11 protein-coding genes and 2 tRNA genes are annotated in these 16,319 nt (G+C 40.7%); 2 read left to right on the top strand and 11 right to left on the bottom strand.

The window, feature by feature from the left end:
- Positions 1-386: 386 nt before the first annotated feature.
- Both A923_RS0107250 and A923_RS0107245 read right to left on the bottom strand, forming a co-directional pair.
- Positions 387-1,610 carry a NupC/NupG family nucleoside CNT transporter gene (locus A923_RS0107250; RefSeq protein ID WP_017221001.1) on the bottom strand — a complete coding sequence of 408 codons (1,224 nt, stop codon included), beginning with the start codon at positions 1,608-1,610 and terminating at the stop codon, positions 387-389.
- A gap of 219 nt (positions 1,611-1,829) precedes the next feature.
- Positions 1,830-2,597 (bottom strand): TatD family hydrolase, encoded by a 768-nt coding sequence (locus A923_RS0107245; RefSeq protein ID WP_017221000.1) that lies wholly within the window; start codon positions 2,595-2,597, stop codon positions 1,830-1,832.
- A gap of 145 nt (positions 2,598-2,742) precedes the next feature.
- On the opposite strand from A923_RS0107245, the gene A923_RS0107240 reads away from it, so the two are divergent.
- Positions 2,743-3,774 carry a GGDEF domain-containing protein gene (locus A923_RS0107240; protein WP_017220999.1) on the top strand — a complete coding sequence of 344 codons (1,032 nt, stop codon included), beginning with the start codon at positions 2,743-2,745 and terminating at the stop codon, positions 3,772-3,774.
- Between the two features lie 66 nt (positions 3,775-3,840).
- Here the strand turns inward: A923_RS0107240 and A923_RS0107235 are convergent, their stop codons facing one another.
- The 4 genes from A923_RS0107235 to dauA all read right to left on the bottom strand — a co-directional run bounded on the left by A923_RS0107235 (position 3,841) and on the right by dauA (position 11,723).
- A complete protein-coding gene (locus tag A923_RS0107235) occupies positions 3,841-5,907 on the bottom strand; it encodes a S9 family peptidase (RefSeq protein WP_017220998.1) in 2,067 nt (688 codons plus the stop codon).
- 202 nt (positions 5,908-6,109) lie between these two features.
- A complete protein-coding gene (locus A923_RS0107230; protein WP_017220997.1) occupies positions 6,110-7,987 on the bottom strand; it encodes a DEAD/DEAH box helicase in 1,878 nt (625 codons plus the stop codon).
- 344 nt (positions 7,988-8,331) lie between these two features.
- Entirely contained in the window at positions 8,332-9,918 is a 1,587-nt protein-coding gene (gene prfC / locus A923_RS0107225) for a peptide chain release factor 3 (protein WP_017220996.1), read from the bottom strand.
- Positions 9,919-9,998: 80 nt separating this feature from the next.
- Positions 9,999-11,723: a C4-dicarboxylic acid transporter DauA gene (gene dauA, locus A923_RS0107220; protein ID WP_017220995.1), complete on the bottom strand. Its 1,725-nt coding sequence runs from the start codon at positions 11,721-11,723 to the stop codon at positions 9,999-10,001.
- 317 nt (positions 11,724-12,040) lie between these two features.
- On the opposite strand from dauA, the gene A923_RS0107215 reads away from it, so the two are divergent.
- Positions 12,041-12,958 (top strand): manganese-dependent inorganic pyrophosphatase, encoded by a 918-nt coding sequence (locus A923_RS0107215; protein ID WP_017220994.1) that lies wholly within the window; start codon positions 12,041-12,043, stop codon positions 12,956-12,958.
- A 137-nt stretch (positions 12,959-13,095) separates the two neighbouring features.
- Here the strand turns inward: A923_RS0107215 and A923_RS0107210 are convergent, their stop codons facing one another.
- From A923_RS0107210 to A923_RS0107190, 5 genes are all read right to left on the bottom strand, one after another.
- Positions 13,096-14,883, bottom strand: a complete 1,788-nt coding sequence (locus A923_RS0107210) for an AMP-dependent synthetase/ligase (protein ID WP_017220993.1) — start codon at positions 14,881-14,883, stop codon at positions 13,096-13,098.
- Between the two features lie 168 nt (positions 14,884-15,051).
- Entirely contained in the window at positions 15,052-15,492 is a 441-nt protein-coding gene (gene rimI / locus A923_RS0107205) for a ribosomal protein S18-alanine N-acetyltransferase (RefSeq protein WP_017220992.1), read from the bottom strand.
- Between the two features lie 24 nt (positions 15,493-15,516).
- Positions 15,517-15,915 (bottom strand): DNA polymerase III subunit psi, encoded by a 399-nt coding sequence (locus tag A923_RS0107200; RefSeq protein WP_017220991.1) that lies wholly within the window; start codon positions 15,913-15,915, stop codon positions 15,517-15,519.
- 35 nt (positions 15,916-15,950) lie between these two features.
- Positions 15,951-16,026, bottom strand: a tRNA-Trp gene (locus tag A923_RS0107195).
- Positions 16,027-16,103: 77 nt separating this feature from the next.
- Positions 16,104-16,179: transfer RNA gene (locus A923_RS0107190), tRNA-Trp, on the bottom strand.
- Positions 16,180-16,319: the final 140 nt, after the last annotated feature.

Genomic DNA, 16,319 nt, shown 5'->3' with positions numbered 1-16,319 from the left:
AAAGAGTCCGTGGTATTAAACGAAAAACACCAAAAGCACTTCATGTACAATCAGCTAAAATACCTAATTGAGGTTACTCTCCGTGACCAGGAAATCAAGCCATAAATCCCGTCAAAACAGACCTACCTCTCACAACGAAAAAAAGCTAAGGATAAATCAGCAGATGAAATACATGTCTGAGTAGGGATGAGATTGATTGCCTCAATGTGATAAGCGAAGTGGGCAATATAATCCGTTATTACACGCAAAAAAAATGCCCCCAAACTGTCGATTAAACAATTTGGAGGCATCTATTAATTTATAACCGTCATGAAAACGGGTTATAAACTATCACAGTACTGTTGAAGTACTATCACGGCACTATCGCGGTATTATCGCGAATAACATTAAGCTAGGAATAGACCCGCTAATGTCGCACTCATTAAGTTAGCTAAAGAAGCAGCAAGTACCGCTTTAATACCCATGCTTGCAATGTCTGCACGGCGTGTAGGCGCTAAGCTACCTAAACCACCAAGCAAGATTGCAATCGATGAGAAGTTAGCAAAACCACATAGTGCAAATGAGATGATGATTTGAGTATGATCCGACAATTCGTTATTTTTAATGTAGTTAACGAAATCTAGGAAAGCAACAAACTCATTCACAACCAGTTTTTGACCGATGAAGCTACCAGCAGCAACCGCTTCGTGCCATGGCACACCGATGACGAATGCAAGTGGTGAGAACACCCAACCTAAGATCATTTGGATTGTTAGTTCAGGCATATCGAACCAAGCACCGATACCACCAGTGATACCATTTGCTAATGCAATTAGACCAACGAAGGCAATTAACATTGCACCAACGTTAAGTGCTAACATCATACCTGAAGATGCACCCGCAGCTGCCGCATCTAGTACGTTTGCTGGTTTCTCTTCATCAGTATCATCAAGATCATCAAGTGATACCTTAGGCGTTTCAGTTTCTGGTTTGATGATTTTAGCCATTAATAGACCACCCGGTGCAGCCATAAATGACGCAGCAACCAAGTACTCAATTTTAATACCAAGACCCGCATAACCCGCTAGTACTGAACCAGCGATAGAAGCAAGACCACCCACCATCACAGCGAATAGCTCTGATTTAGTCATTGATTTAATAAACGGACGCACAACAAGTGGTGCTTCAGTTTGACCAACAAAGATATTTGCAGTTGCAGAAAGTGATTCTGAACGACTTGTACCAAGTAACTTCTGTAAGCCACCACCGATAAAGTTAATTACCACGCTCATTACACCGATATAGTATAAAACAGCGATTAATGATGAGAAGAACACGATTACTGGCAATACGTTAATAGCAAAGATGAAACCAACTTTGAATTTTGCCAAGTCACCAAATAAGAATTGAATACCTTCATTACCATAAGCAATGACGTTAGCAACACCAGTAGAAAGACCTTGTAGCATATCTTTACCGACTGGCACGTACAAAATGAAAGCACCAATAACAACCTGGATAGCGAATGCGCCACCAACAGTGCGAAGGTTAATCGCCTTTCTGTTATCCGATAACAGAAGTGCTAAACCAAGTAGGACAAAAATGCCTACAATACCCATTACAAAATTCATCAGGAATAATCTCCAACTTTCGCTTCAGAAGTGTTTTTGTTTATTTATGCTATAACCAAAATAGTCGATTAAAGTGTAATGAATAGTAAATTTACGATTTAATCATTGATTATAACAATCGGCGCGATTATAACTGTTATTAGCGACTTGTTAAGTGCTTGAGATCAGACCTCTCAAAAAAGTTTCAAAAAAGTTCATTTATTAAAGTAAACTGTCAAATTACGACAGGAATAGTTCACAAAACGTACTAACATTGGCTTTTGCAATTAATTCTTCCGACTCTCCTCTCAATTTTGTCAGTGTCTGTAACACTTCTGTAATGTTAGCGGGCTCATTTCGCTGCCCTTGATAACCCAATATAGGCATATCTGGCGAGTCTGTTTCTAATAATAACGAAGACAGAGGCAATTCACTCACCGCTTGTCGCGTTTTTGCTGCTCTTGGATAGGTAATTACCCCACCGATACCCAATTTGAACCCCAGTTTTATATATTGCATACCCACCTGACTGCTGCCACTAAAACCGTGGATCACGCCACCACGCGATAATTTTACCTGTTGTAATAACTGGATCAGTTCGTTGTGCGCTTTACGACAATGCAAAATAACCGGTAAGTTATGCTGTTTAGCTAACAAGAGTTGTTGCTTACAGATCTGCAGTTGTTGCTCGAACGGAAAATCGACCATTTTATCTAGACCAAACTCACCAACGGCGACAACCCCCTTTTCTGTTGTTAAATAGTAATCAAGTAACTGTAAATGACTGTCATCGAAATTTGCGAGAAAATAAGGGTGGATACCTAATGCCGCATAAACGCCTTGGTGTTGACTTGCTAATGCTAATACCGCTTGCCAATTGTGCGCACCAATACTGGGCACTAAAAAATGTGTTACCCCTTTCGCTTTTGCTCTGGCTAATACCTCAAGTCGATCCGGTGCAAAATCCGCAAAGTCTAAATGACAATGACTGTCGATGAGTTCTATCACGAAATAGGCCGCCTTTTGATCGGGTATAAACAAGAGTAAAAATAAGAATGAAATAAAGAGTAAAATAAAGAGATAGTGTAACTTGGAGCATAATTTGATTTAATAGCGTAGTTAATCATAATTAAGAACCTCTATGGAACGGTACATGTCTAAAAAACTCTTTGCTTTATCTGCTCAATATCTAAAAAAAGCCATGCCGTTGATGATCCAATATCAAATTCCAACAACGCCAACCAACTATGCGCTGTGGTATCACTATGTTTCTGATAATAATAGTGCATTACAGAAACAGCTGGATGACAAAATTGCTCAGCACGGGACATGTACACCGGCAGCAAGTGAAGAGCTTTACCAACGTTTCATCGTTGACAAGCGCGAGCAAGAGATCACCCAATTACGTTGTGAACTCGACTCCATGACCAATGAATTAAGCAGCTCGTTACACGATACGCTCAATGATACCAATGAATTTGATCGTATGCTGAATAAATGTTTGAACGAATTATCGAGTGTTGAAGAAGATGGTTTCTCGATTGAAAAAACCCTTTCGGCAGTACGTGAGTTGGTTAAAGAGTCTCATGATGTACGCTCATCAACACGGCATTTCAAAAGCCAGTTGCACGAAGCGCAGGCTGAGATTGCCCAATTACGTGAAACCTTAATCGAAACACAGCATGATGCGATGCATGACGGTTTAACCGGACTACTCAATCGCCGCGTATTTGCGAAAGAGATCGAGACCTTCTGTAGTAACCCGAGTTTGAATCGTAATTTTTCTATCTTAATGATCGACATTGATAACTTTAAAGCATTCAACGATGACTTCGGCCATCAACTCGGTGATCAAGTATTAAAAGCGATAGCTAAACGTATTTCAGATAGCTGCCAAGAAGGTGAACAAGTATTCCGTTATGGTGGCGAAGAGTTCGTGCTTATTTTACCGCACAAAACCTTTACCGTTGCCCGTCAAAATGCCGAGTCTATTCGTCGTGCCATTGAACGACTCAGTATTCGTGACAAACGCTCAGGTAAAGTCATTGATAACATCACCGTATCGATTGGGGTCAGTGAGAATAAACCTCGCGATACCAGTCATGAAATTTTAACCCGCGCCGACTTACAGTTGTATGAAGCAAAACGTCTTGGTCGAAATAGAGTGATGCCGTTACCCCGTTAAAGACCTTGAAACGGTCTTAATCAGCGCAATGCCCTATACAATAACAAGGCATTGTCCCTGTTTATTTTATAACGAGGTACTTTCTGCAAGATCAAGCATGAACGCATATTCTTGCGCAGTATCATGATAATGCTGGAAGCGCCCTGACTTACCGCCGTGACCGGTTTCCATATCGGTATGTAGCAACAATACATTTTCATCAGTTTTTAATTCACGCAATTTAGCAACCCATTTGGCAGGCTCCCAATATTGCACTTGTGAATCATGTAACCCGGTTGTCACCAACATATGTGGATAAGCTTGTGTCGTCACTTGATCGTAAGGACTGTAAGACAACATATAATGATAATATTCAGCTTCATTAGGATTACCCCACTCGTCATATTCACCCGTTGTCAGTGGTATTGATTCATCAAGCATGGTACTGACTACGTCAACAAAAGGTACTGCCGCAACGACACCATGATAAAGCTCAGGTGCGATGTTTATCACTGTTCCCATCAATAGCCCGCCAGCAGAGCCGCCCATGGCATAAACACGCTTAGGGTCAGCATAACCTTGAGCCAAAAGACCTTTGGTTACAGCAGTGAAATCGGTAAAGGTATTCATTTTTTTCAGTAGTTTACCGTCTTCGTACCAATCACGACCGAGTTCTTCACCACCGCGAACATGGGCAATGGCATATACAAACCCGCGATCAAGTAAACTCAATAGCGATGCACTAAAATACGGGTCAATACTTGAACCGTAAGAACCATAAGCGTATTGCAGTATGGGATTAGCGTTGGTTTTAGAGAACAGTGCCGTTTTATAGACTAGCGATACCGGTACCTTGACGCCATCTTCAGCAGCAATCCAAACCCGTTCACTCTGGTAATCTTGCGCGCAGAAGTCACCGACAACAGCTTGCTGTTTTAATACTTCACGCTCACCGCTATCAAGATTTAATTGATAGGTTGTCGCTGGCGTCGTTAAGCTAGAATAACCATAACGTAGTTTGTCGGTATCAGGATCAGGATTTGTACCTAGCCACGCGGTATAAGTGGGATCATCAAACTTAATGATTTTCTCGGCATTGGTCTGCCAATTAATTTGACGTAAAAATGTTAACCCTTGCGAGCGCTCTTCAACCACTAACCAATCACGCAGCAATTCATAACTTTCTAATAACACATCATCACGTGCAGGGATGATTGTTTGCCATTGTTGGGTATCTGCTATTGTCGCAGAAGTTGCCGACATCAAGGCAAAGTTTTTACCGGTTTTATTACTGCGAATGTAAAACTGCTGACGATAATGATCCACGCTATATTCATGACCGCGTTCACGACCTCGTAATAACGTAAATGCCTCCGTCGGATTATCTGCAGATAACGCATGTACCTCAGTCGTCATGGTGCTACTTAACGACAACATGATGTAATCATCTGAGGTAGATTTATAGATGTCAGTGTAAAACGTATCGTCGAGTTCTTCATATATCAATACGTCGGTACTGATATCAGTGCCCAGTTGATGACGATAAACCTGATAAGGTAATAAGGTTGTTGGGTGTTTTTTGACATAGAAAAAAGTCTGACTGTCATTCGCCCAAACTACAGATTCGGTATCTTCTATTTCTTCTGGGTACGCTTCACCAGTATCAAGGTTCAGGAAACGTAAACGATATTGGCGGCGACTCACCGTGTCTTCAGAAAATGCTAAGACTTGATGATTGGGGCTTATTGCTAATTCACCTAACTGATAATATTGGTGGTCTTTGGCACGCTCGTTGGCATCAAGTAATACCAGCCATTCGGCATCTGCATCATCTTTACGCCAGCTGTAGACCGGATACTCTTTGCCTTCAGAAAAACTCGTTTGATACCAATAGCCTTTTTCTAGGTAAGGTACTGAAGCATCGTCTTGTTTAACGCGGGCAACCATTTCATCATACAATTGAGTTTGCAGTGACGCTAAGGGTGACAATACTGCTTGAGTATAATTGTTCTCTTGTTCTAGGTAGCTTAATACTTGTTTATTTTTACGTTCATCATCACGTAACCAAAAATAGTCATCTTGGCGTGTATGCTGATGAATGGTCATTGAATGCGCTTGCTTCATCGCAACTGGCGCGTTGGTAGAGAGGTCCATTTTCACAAGAAGAATTCCTATAAATTAACTGAAGAAGTATGATCTATTTATCTCTAAATGTTGATAACTAAATACTCATTACATTAAATAAACGCTCATTTAGCTAATGTGATAAGTATTAATAATATCCCAGATGCAAAAAAGGAGCGCAAGCGCTCCTTTTTTATATTTAACTATTAACGATTAATTGTTAACGAGTTAATTAGTCACGACGTGGACGACGTGGACGACGTTCTTCGCCACCAGTAGATTCACGACGTTCACCACCAGTAGTATCACGGCGTTGACCACGATGACCATCACGTGCTGGACGATCGTTATCACGTGGAGCACTGCTACGTTCTTGACGACCTTCAGCTGCAACACCTTCAAGTTTGCTCATGCGTAATGCTTTGTTACAAACATAAACTTGTTGTAGTTGTTGTAACTGCTCGCTTGGCATACCTTTTGGTAATTCAATTGTAGAGTAGTCATCATGTAGACGGATACCGCCAATGTTACGGCTGTTGATGTTTGCTTCATTAGCAATAGCGCCAACAATGTTCTTAACTTGAACACCATCAGTACGACCAACTTCGATACGGAAAACTTCCATTTCAGCAGCTGGACGACGCTCACCACGTTCGCCACGGTCAGGACGTTCGCCACGTTCTGGACGGTCACCACGATCACGGCCACGATCACCACCACGGTCATTGCGGTCGTTACGACCACGATCTTCTTCACGGAAACTACGTTCACGACGTGGCGCTTCAGGTGGTAATACTAATGGTTTTTCTTTCTGTGCCATAAATAATAACGCAGAAGCAAGGTCTAGTTCGCTAACTTCTAACTCTTCAGACAATTGCGCTGTTAAGTTTTTGTAGAAATCTAGGTTTTCGTCACCAGCAAGCATTTTAACAATGTCATCACGGAAAGATGCGATACGTTTTTTCGTAACATCATCACGTGAAGGTAATTCCATCATTGTTAATGGCTGACGTGTAGCACGTTCGATCGCTTTTAACAAACGACGCTCGCGTGGTGCTGCGAATAAAATTGCAGTACCTTTACGACCAGCACGGCCTGTACGACCAATACGGTGAACGTATGATTCTGTATCAGTTGGGATATCGTAGTTGATTACTAAATCAATACGCGGAACATCAAGACCACGTGCCGCAACGTCTGTTGCGATAACGATATCTAACTGGCCACTTTTCAAACGGCTTACAGTGCGTTCACGCATTGCTTGGTTTAAATCGCCGTTTAGTGCAGCAGCAGAATAACCGCGAGCTTCTAATTTCTCAGCAAGTTCAACAGTCATTGTTTTAGTACGAGCAAAGATGATCACACCATCGTAGTCTTCAGTTTCAAGAATACGTGTTAGGCCGTCAAGTTTTGCTTGTAAACCACCAATGATTAGACATTTTTGTTCAATGTTTTCAACAGTTGATGTTTTAGTTGCAATTTTAACTGCAGTTGGATCAGTCATGAAACGTTTAGTAATACGACGGATTTCATCTGGCATAGTTGCAGAGAATAACGCCATTTGACGTTTTTCAGGTGTTTTAGACAGAATTGATTCAACATCATCAATAAAGCCCATGCGTAACATTTCATCAGCTTCATCAAGTACTAATGCTTTAATACCAGAAAGATCAAGCGTACCACGGTTAATGTGATCAATCACACGACCAGGTGTACCAACAATTACTTGTGGGTTACGTTTCAGTGCTTTTAACTGAATCGGGTAGCTTTGACCGCCGTAGATAGGTAGTACATGGAATCCACGCATATGACGTGAGTACGCTTGGAATGCTTCAGCAACTTGAATAGCTAACTCACGAGTTGGTGCTAGCACCAATATTTGTGGTTTAGTCAATGCAGTATCAATGTTACTCAATAATGGTAATGCAAACGCAGCTGTTTTACCCGTACCAGTCTGTGCCATACCTAGCACATCACCACCGTTTTGTAGTAACGGAATACATTCTGCTTGAATTGGTGAAGGTGTTTCATAACCTAGATCATTCAACGCTTTTAAGATTGGTTCAGGTAAATTTAAATCAGTAAATTGTACGGGTGATGTATCAGACATTCACGGGCCTCAGGTAGACGGGTCTTTGAATAAAGCTATATCAATTATAGCTCCACATATAATATTTCGTGCGCAAAATTAGTGGTCTTTTGCTCAAAGTCTCTTGATGAGCGAAGCCACATAAAAAGGCTGACGTAGTGTACATCATTTAAAAATAAAAATCCCAATATATGGGACCTAAATCACAAAAAATCACGAAAAGTTTAAAAACTAAAAAACTATGACTATAAATCAATAGCTTAAATTCAACAAAAAAAACAGTTCACAAATAGAAATAACTATCCCGAAAAAACTTCACCTCTTTAGAGGTAAAGTTTTTTACTTGCTTCACTGCCTAATATTAATTAATGTTCACGCGTTTCGCGGAAAGTAACATCAGGATAACGTTCTTGTGCTAAACGTAAATTAACCATAGTCGGCGCAATATACGTTAAGTTATTACCACCATCTAAGGCGATATTGTCCCAAGCTTTCTTTTTAAATTCTTCTAGCTTGCGTGGGTCAGCGCAATCAACCCAACGTGCAGTCGCTACGCTGATGCCTTCATAAATTGCATCCACTTTATACTCACTACGTAAACGATGTACCACTACATCAAACTGTAGCACACCAACCGCACCAACGATTAAATCATTTGAGCGTTGCGGACGGAACACCTGCACAGCACCTTCTTCAGATAATTGAATCAAGCCTTTTTGCAGTTGCTTTTGTTTAAGTGGATCTTTCAAACGAATACGACGGAACATTTCTGGTGCGAAGTTAGGGATACCAGAGAATTTAAGTGACTCACCTTGGGTAAAGGTATCGCCAATTTGGATCGTACCATGGTTATGTAAACCAATAATATCACCAGGATAGGCTTCTTCCGTTTGAGTTCGGTCACCCGCCATAAAGGTCACGGCATCAGAAATACTCACGTCTTTATTTAGACGCACGTGTTTCATTTTCATGCCTTTACTGTATTTTCCAGAGCAAACACGCATAAAAGCAATACGGTCACGATGCTTTGGATCCATATTAGCTTGGATCTTAAACACGAAACCAGAGAAGTTTTCATCATTTGGCTCCACCGTACGTACATCAGACTCACGAGATTGTGGCGTTGGCGCCCATTCTGCTAAACCATCAAGAACATGATCAACACCAAAGTTACCCAATGCGGTACCAAAGAATACTGGTGTTAATTCGCCCGCCATGAATAAGTCGTAATCGAATTCATTCGCAGCGCCCTTAACAAGCTCCATATCGTCACGTAATTCCTGGGCATAATCACCCAGTGCTTCATCAATTTCAGGGTTGTTAATGCCTTTAATCACACGGCTATCTTGGATCATGTGACCCTGGCCAATGTTATACATGACCACTTCGTCACGTAAAATATGGTAAATACCTTTTAGTTCTTTACCCATGCCGATCGGCCAAGTAATGGGTGCACATGCAATTTTTAATACTTCTTCAACTTCATCCATCAAATCAATTGGATCGCGAATATCACGGTCAATTTTATTCATGAAAGTAATAATTGGCGTATCACGTAGACGTGTCACTTCCATTAACTTAACAGTACGTGCTTCTACACCTTTTGCACAGTCAATGACCATTAAGCATGAATCGACAGCCGTTAGGGTACGGTAGGTATCTTCCGAGAAATCTTCATGTCCTGGTGTATCCAGTAAGTTAACCAGACAGTCGCGGTACGGGAACTGCATTACCGATGTTGTCACCGAAATACCACGTTCTTTTTCCATTTCCATCCAGTCAGATTTAGCATGCTGACCCGATTTTTTACCTTTTACGGTACCGGCTTTTTGTAATGCGTTCCCGAATAAAAGTACTTTTTCGGTAATGGTTGTTTTACCAGCATCGGGATGCGAGATAATCGCAAAAGTACGTCTTTTCGACACCTCTTGCGCAAGAATGCTATTTGACATGAATGAGTCTTCTCATTGGGTTAAATCTAATGGGCGCTATTTTCGCTGAAATAACGATAAGACACAAGGTCAGGCTGCAATTAATAGTTGGCAATTTCAGTTAATGCTTCATGCAATGTCGGACTAAAAGATGTCACGCCACCAATAGGCTGCACACCCGCTCTTGCTAAGGTTTTTAATGGTTGAAATTGCAGGTCACAGAATATCACTTGGGTATTATAAATTTGGCATTCTTTAATAAACTGCTCCATTGCCGCTAAACCACCGGCATCAAGTAAAGGCACTGCATCTAAATACAGTACAAAACCATCGACCTCACTGGTTTTATCTGCTAATTCAGAAAATACTCGGTCGGCCGCGGCAAAAAAAAGTGGGCCATTAATCTTAAAGACCCGCCAACCTGCTGGAATATCCGCAGTGATCATGCGCTTATTATCAGTAATGTCGGTCACTTTAACCATTTCAGCAATTTCTTTCATGAACAATACTGCTGCTAATAAGATGCCTGCCGTAATGGCGAGTACCATATCAAACAAGATAGTAAACGAAAAACAAATGACAAAAACCCAAAGGTCGCTTTTTGGCGCCGTTTTTAATAAGTGTAGCGCTTTACCTGCTTCACTCATATTCCAAGCAACGACGAGTAATAATGCCGCCATCGAAGCCATTGGTAGATACGCTAATAATGGTGCTAACAACACTAAACTAGCCAGCACGACTAAACCATGGATGACGGCAGATATCGGCGTTTGCGCGCCAGCTTTTACATTCGCAGCAGAACGCGCGATAGCCGCAGTAGCGGTAATACCACCGAAAAATGGCACCACGATATTACCTATACCTTGCCCCAACAATTCACTATTAGCACTATGGCGTTTGCCGGTCATGCCATCAAGCACCACTGCACACAGTAATGATTCAATAGCGCCTAACATGGCAATCGCAAATGCAGCCGGTAATAAATCAGACAAGAGTTTCCAGCTTAAGACTAATGACTGGCCATCCGCGCCAGCTTGTAACCAAGGCCATTCGAAAGTAGGCAAATACGGTGGGATACCCGCACCTTGAGTACCATCAGGTAATAAGTAATGGAAGCGGCTGCCGATAGTCGCAATGTCCATTCCAAAATCATTTAATATTACCGCTAATAAACTACCAAGGATAACCGCAGGTAAATGCGCCGGTACCACGGTTTTTAATTTCGGCCAAAGCAGCATGATAACAAGCGTAAAAGCCGCAACGGCAAAGCTTGGTAAATGTAATTGTGGTAGGGCATTTACTAATACCGCCAATTTATCCCAGTAGTGTTCCGGTAACGTCTCAATAGACAGACCAAAAAAATCTTTAAACTGTAATGTCGCAATAACAACCGCAATACCACCGGTAAAACCGAGGGTAACAGCTTCAGGAATATACTCAATAAAGCGACCAAGACGTAATACCGCCATGATAACTAAGATCAGTCCCGACATGATTGTGGCTAATAATAAACCGCCAAAACCGTACTGCTGGACAATGGGGTAGAGAATAACCACAAAAGCAGCAGTGGGTCCTGAAATGCTATAACGACTACCACCTGATATTGCAATGACAATACCACCAATAATAGCCGTATAAAGTCCGTACTGGGGTGCAACACCACTGGCAATCGCAAGCGCCATGGCCAAAGGAATAGCAATGATACCAACCGTGATACCTGCTAATAAATCTTTTCCGAATTTAGTCGAATTATAGTCAGAACGACTAAACGACTCACGTAAAGCGTGTGCAATACGTAACGAAAAAAGATGAGCCCTGTGCTGCATTATACCGCCTTAAAGTGTTAATTAGATCACGCAATTATAATCGTCTTAGTAACAGATACAATCAAGGTCACGTCATTTCGAAACAAAATAGTCGTTTGCTTGATTCACATCAGAATTACCGACTAATCGCCTTAATATGTGTTCATGATCACATTTAAAATTCGATGTTATACTTAAATAATGGTTAATAGTCGATAGAAAAAGGCAAATAATCCGTGGAAATAATCCCGAGATCGAGTAGATAAGGTTGCACAGCTTAACCGAGATCACTATTATGTTCGTTAATCCATAAACCTATAATAAATTTGGAAGCAATGATGTTAGTACTAGGACACACAAACCCTGATTGTGACAGCTTAGCAGGCTCAATCTCTCTATCTGCATTTTTAACAAAACGCGATGGCAAAACCGTAACACCAATTATGCAAGGCGAACCGAATGCAGAAGGTCTTTTCCTGCTTGAACAAGCTGGTCTAACGTGCCCTGAAATCCGTACATCAATTGCTGGTGAAGAAGTTTGGATCATTGATTATTCTGATTTCAACCAAGCACCAAAAGATGCTCGCCAAGCGACAATTCGCGGTATCGTTGATCATCACAAACTAGGTGATGTTGAAACTGACGAACAACTTGAAGCATGGATCTGGCCTTGCGGCTGTTCAAACACGATTGTGTACAACATGTATAAGATCCATAACATCGAAATCGATCAAAAAGTAGCGGTAATGATGTTAGGTGCAATCTTAAGTGACACCGTTCACTTCAACTCGCCGACATGTACACAAATCGATATTGATGCAGCACACGAGCTAGCTAAAATCGCTGGTATTGATGATATTAATGCATTCGTAACAGCACAGTTTGCAGCGAAATCTGACATTGCAGCAGTACCTTCTGAAGAATTAATTCTACGTGACCTTAAAGTTTACACTATCGGTGAAAAAGACTTTTCAATAGCACAAGTAGAGATCACGAACATCGATGCTGCGCTATCACGTAAAGAAGAACTACAAGCTGAACTTGTTAAGTATAAAGCGGAATTTGGTTACCACACAGCCTTAGTATTATTAACAGATATTACTAACCTGAACTCTATCGCGTTAATCGAAAGTGAAGAGAGTACCTTAGTGGCAGAAACACTAGGCGGTACGTTCGTTGGCGAACTGATCGACTTACCTAATGTTGTAAGCCGTAAAAAACAAGTATTACCACCGCTACAAACACAGTTTAAATAAGTCTTAATAGACTGCGACTTATTGTTGATAGCAAATACGGCTAGTAACAAATTGTAAGTGTAGATACTAAAAAGGGAGCTAATTAGCTCCCTTTTCTATTTCTTATTTCTATTCTTACTCTTATTTTTTAACAGTAATTACTTTTTATCACTGTTATACATTTCATCAATGTCTTTTTTATATTCACTTTCAATCACTTTACGACGTAGTTTCATAGTCGGCGTGATTTCACCCTTTTTCATACAAAATTCACGATTAAGTAATTTGAATTTTTTTACTTTTTCAAAATTAGCCAATTCACTTTGTAACTCTTGCAAGCGTTTCTCAAACATAGTCACAATATGGCTATGGCGTAATAGCTCAGCTTTACTTGAGAACTGTAGGTTAATCGAATTGGCGTATTCTTCTAGCGCTTCAAATGACGGCACTATTAAGGCGCTAACAAAATGACGGGAATCGGCAACAATAGCGACCTGATCGATAAAATGATCTTTGTTCAATGTGCCTTCAACCAACTGTGGAGCAATATATTTGCCATTCGAGGTCTTCATTAACTCTTTAATACGTTCCGTCATAACGACTTCACCATTAGCTAAAACTTTACCCGCATCACCGGTTTTCAACCAACCATCGATAAAGTTCTTTTCGGTTTCTTCAGGCATCTTGTAATAGCCCTTCATTACCGTATCACTACGCACTAATATTTCTTTATCAGCACCTATTTTCACTTCCATATCTGGTAATGGTAAGCCAATTGAGCCAAAGTCATAACCAGTATCACGATGACAACAAACCGTTGCAGTTGTTTCCGTCATGCCATAACCCGCTTGAATCTGAATACCGATAGATTGAAAAAACAGATTTATATCCGCATCAACCTTAGCGCCACCACAAGGTAAAAAACGGGTATTACCACCCAGAATCCCTCGTAGTTTAGAGAAGATTAGCCTGTCAGCTAATTTATGCTGGCTTGCTAACAAAAACGATGGTTGTTGGTCATTATGAATAAGTTTAAAGTGTGCTAAACCGACTTTAGTCGCCCAGTTAAACAATGCCTTTTTAACTTTAGATGCAGACTCTAAACGACTGTGGATCGTGCTGTATATTTTTTCATATAAACGTGGCACAGCAACGAGTAATGTCGGTTTAACCTCAGCAATCACATCAATAATTAATTTTGGATTCTCGAGATGGACATTTTGCGCACCACAATGCATCAGATAAAAAGACCAACTGCGCTCTAGTACATGGCTTAACGGTAGAAACGCAATGGAAGTATCGGTTTCCGACACATCGATCATCTTGTCATGGCTTTTAAATGCGGCGGCAAAGTTAGTGTAATCAAGCATGACACCTTTTGGCTGTCCCGTTGTGCCGGATGTATAGATGAGCGTAACAAGGTCATCCATATTGGCATCAATGAGTCGCTGTTCAAACTCTACATCGGATACGTCATCACCTTGCTTAATGAAATCAGAGAAGTACATCGCATTGGACTCACCTTTTAAATCGATGGCATCCGTCAGCGCAATGATCAACTTTAAGTCATTCTTTGCTAATAGTTCAAGGGCTTTATCAAACTGCTCTTGAGCACCAACAAATAGATAATCAATATCAGCATTATTAACAATATAACGGGTTTGTTCGGTCGTATTGGTAGGATAAATAGGAACAGTAACACAACGTGCAGCTAAAATACCTAAATCTGCAAAGCTCCACTCTGGGCGATTGTTTGCAAAGATACCGACTTTAGTTTGTACTTCACAGCCAAGAAATAATAATGCTTTCGCAACACGATCTGAATTATCAAGTAACGCAGACCAAGTGATATGTTGCCATTCGCCTTGCTCTTTAAAGCGAATCGCGGTTGTGGTTTTACGTGCTGCAAATTTAGTTCTAAAACTGTTTACTAAGTGTTGTGTCATTAGCTTCTCTGATTATCCATAAATAGAATTAAACGCATCAAATACCCAAACCACCTTCAGCGTGCTTGAATATTTAATTCACGGATAGTAATAATTAATCAGGAATAAGTATACAGTTAATAGGCCTTACCTATAGCAAAAACAACAAAGAATCACCCTGTCTTGTTTCTAAATAATACAGCACATCATAATGGCATCTTCTCTACCTGTCGCAGCAGGATAATAGTTGATCCGGCGATCAACTTCATTAAAACCAGCATTTAGATAGAGGTGATAAGCACCATGATTAGACTCACGAACCTCTAACCATAACTGAAACAATGCTTGCTGTTGGCACTCTTGAATTAGATGGTTAATCAGCTGTTTACCGTAACCTTTACCTTGATACTCAGGCGCGACGGTAATATTAAGCAGACTTGCTTCTCCGGCCACTTGGTTAGCAAAGTAATAACCTAATACTTGCTCATCTTTAACTAATAAGAAATTAAAGTATCGCGCACCAAAATTACTGGCGAAGACTTTATCTGACCAAGGAAAGGCATGACTTGCGGCTTCTATTTTTTGGATTAAAGGTAAGTGTTCAAGTGTTAGAGGAATAATTTTTGGCATTCAAGATCCCGTTAATATAACAGATTACATATAACCGACGATTTGTTGCCAAAGCTGCTTTTTAGCTTGAGCAGAATGTAACAGTACATCTAGATGAGGTGATGAGAGTTGTTTTTTGGCGGCCAGTTCAGATTGTTTACAGCCAATTGTCCAAATCCACTCGGGGGTTTGGTAATAATACTTTAATTGTTCTTCTGAGATAATATGACTTTGATTCAATTCTAATTGTAGGGTACGCAAGATCTGTTTAATAAATTGATTATGCGGGGCAAGTTTATCATTAACGACAATTAAAATTTGGCAATGTTTTGGCAGTGCTATTTTTTCAGCTTGACTAGCGAGATGAGGAAATTGTTCAGGCTTATGACATTGCCATAATGTGATACCCATTTGCTGCAAGTAATAACGTGAAAAATTACTCATTGGATAACCATATCATGAAGATTTACAGAAGAAATTGGCAGGGGTGGAGAGATTCGAACTCCCATCACGCGGATTTGGAATCCGCTGCTCTGCCGTTGGAGCTACACCCCTACAAGATGAACAGGATTATAACTTATTTTTTAATTAAAGTTAAATCTGTTTCTTTGATTTGATATTTTTCTAAAAATTGGCAGGGGTGGAGAGATTCGAACTCCCATCACGCGGATTTGGAATCCGCTGCTCTGCCGTTGGAGCTACACCCCTATCATTGGTCAATAACCTGATGGTTAATGAACCTATATATCTAAATAATTAGATATATTTTCTACCCAAGGCTTTACCTTGAATAACTTTTTACCCAAGGCAAAGCCTTGAATTAAAGTTGGCGCTTGGCGATGCCCTAC

It is taken from the genome of Moritella dasanensis ArB 0140 (genome assembly GCF_000276805.1).
Taxonomy (GTDB): Bacteria; Pseudomonadota; Gammaproteobacteria; order Enterobacterales; family Moritellaceae; genus Moritella; species Moritella dasanensis.
Note: the sequence above shows the minus strand (reverse complement) of the source record. Positions and strands in the feature narration are given on the sequence as shown.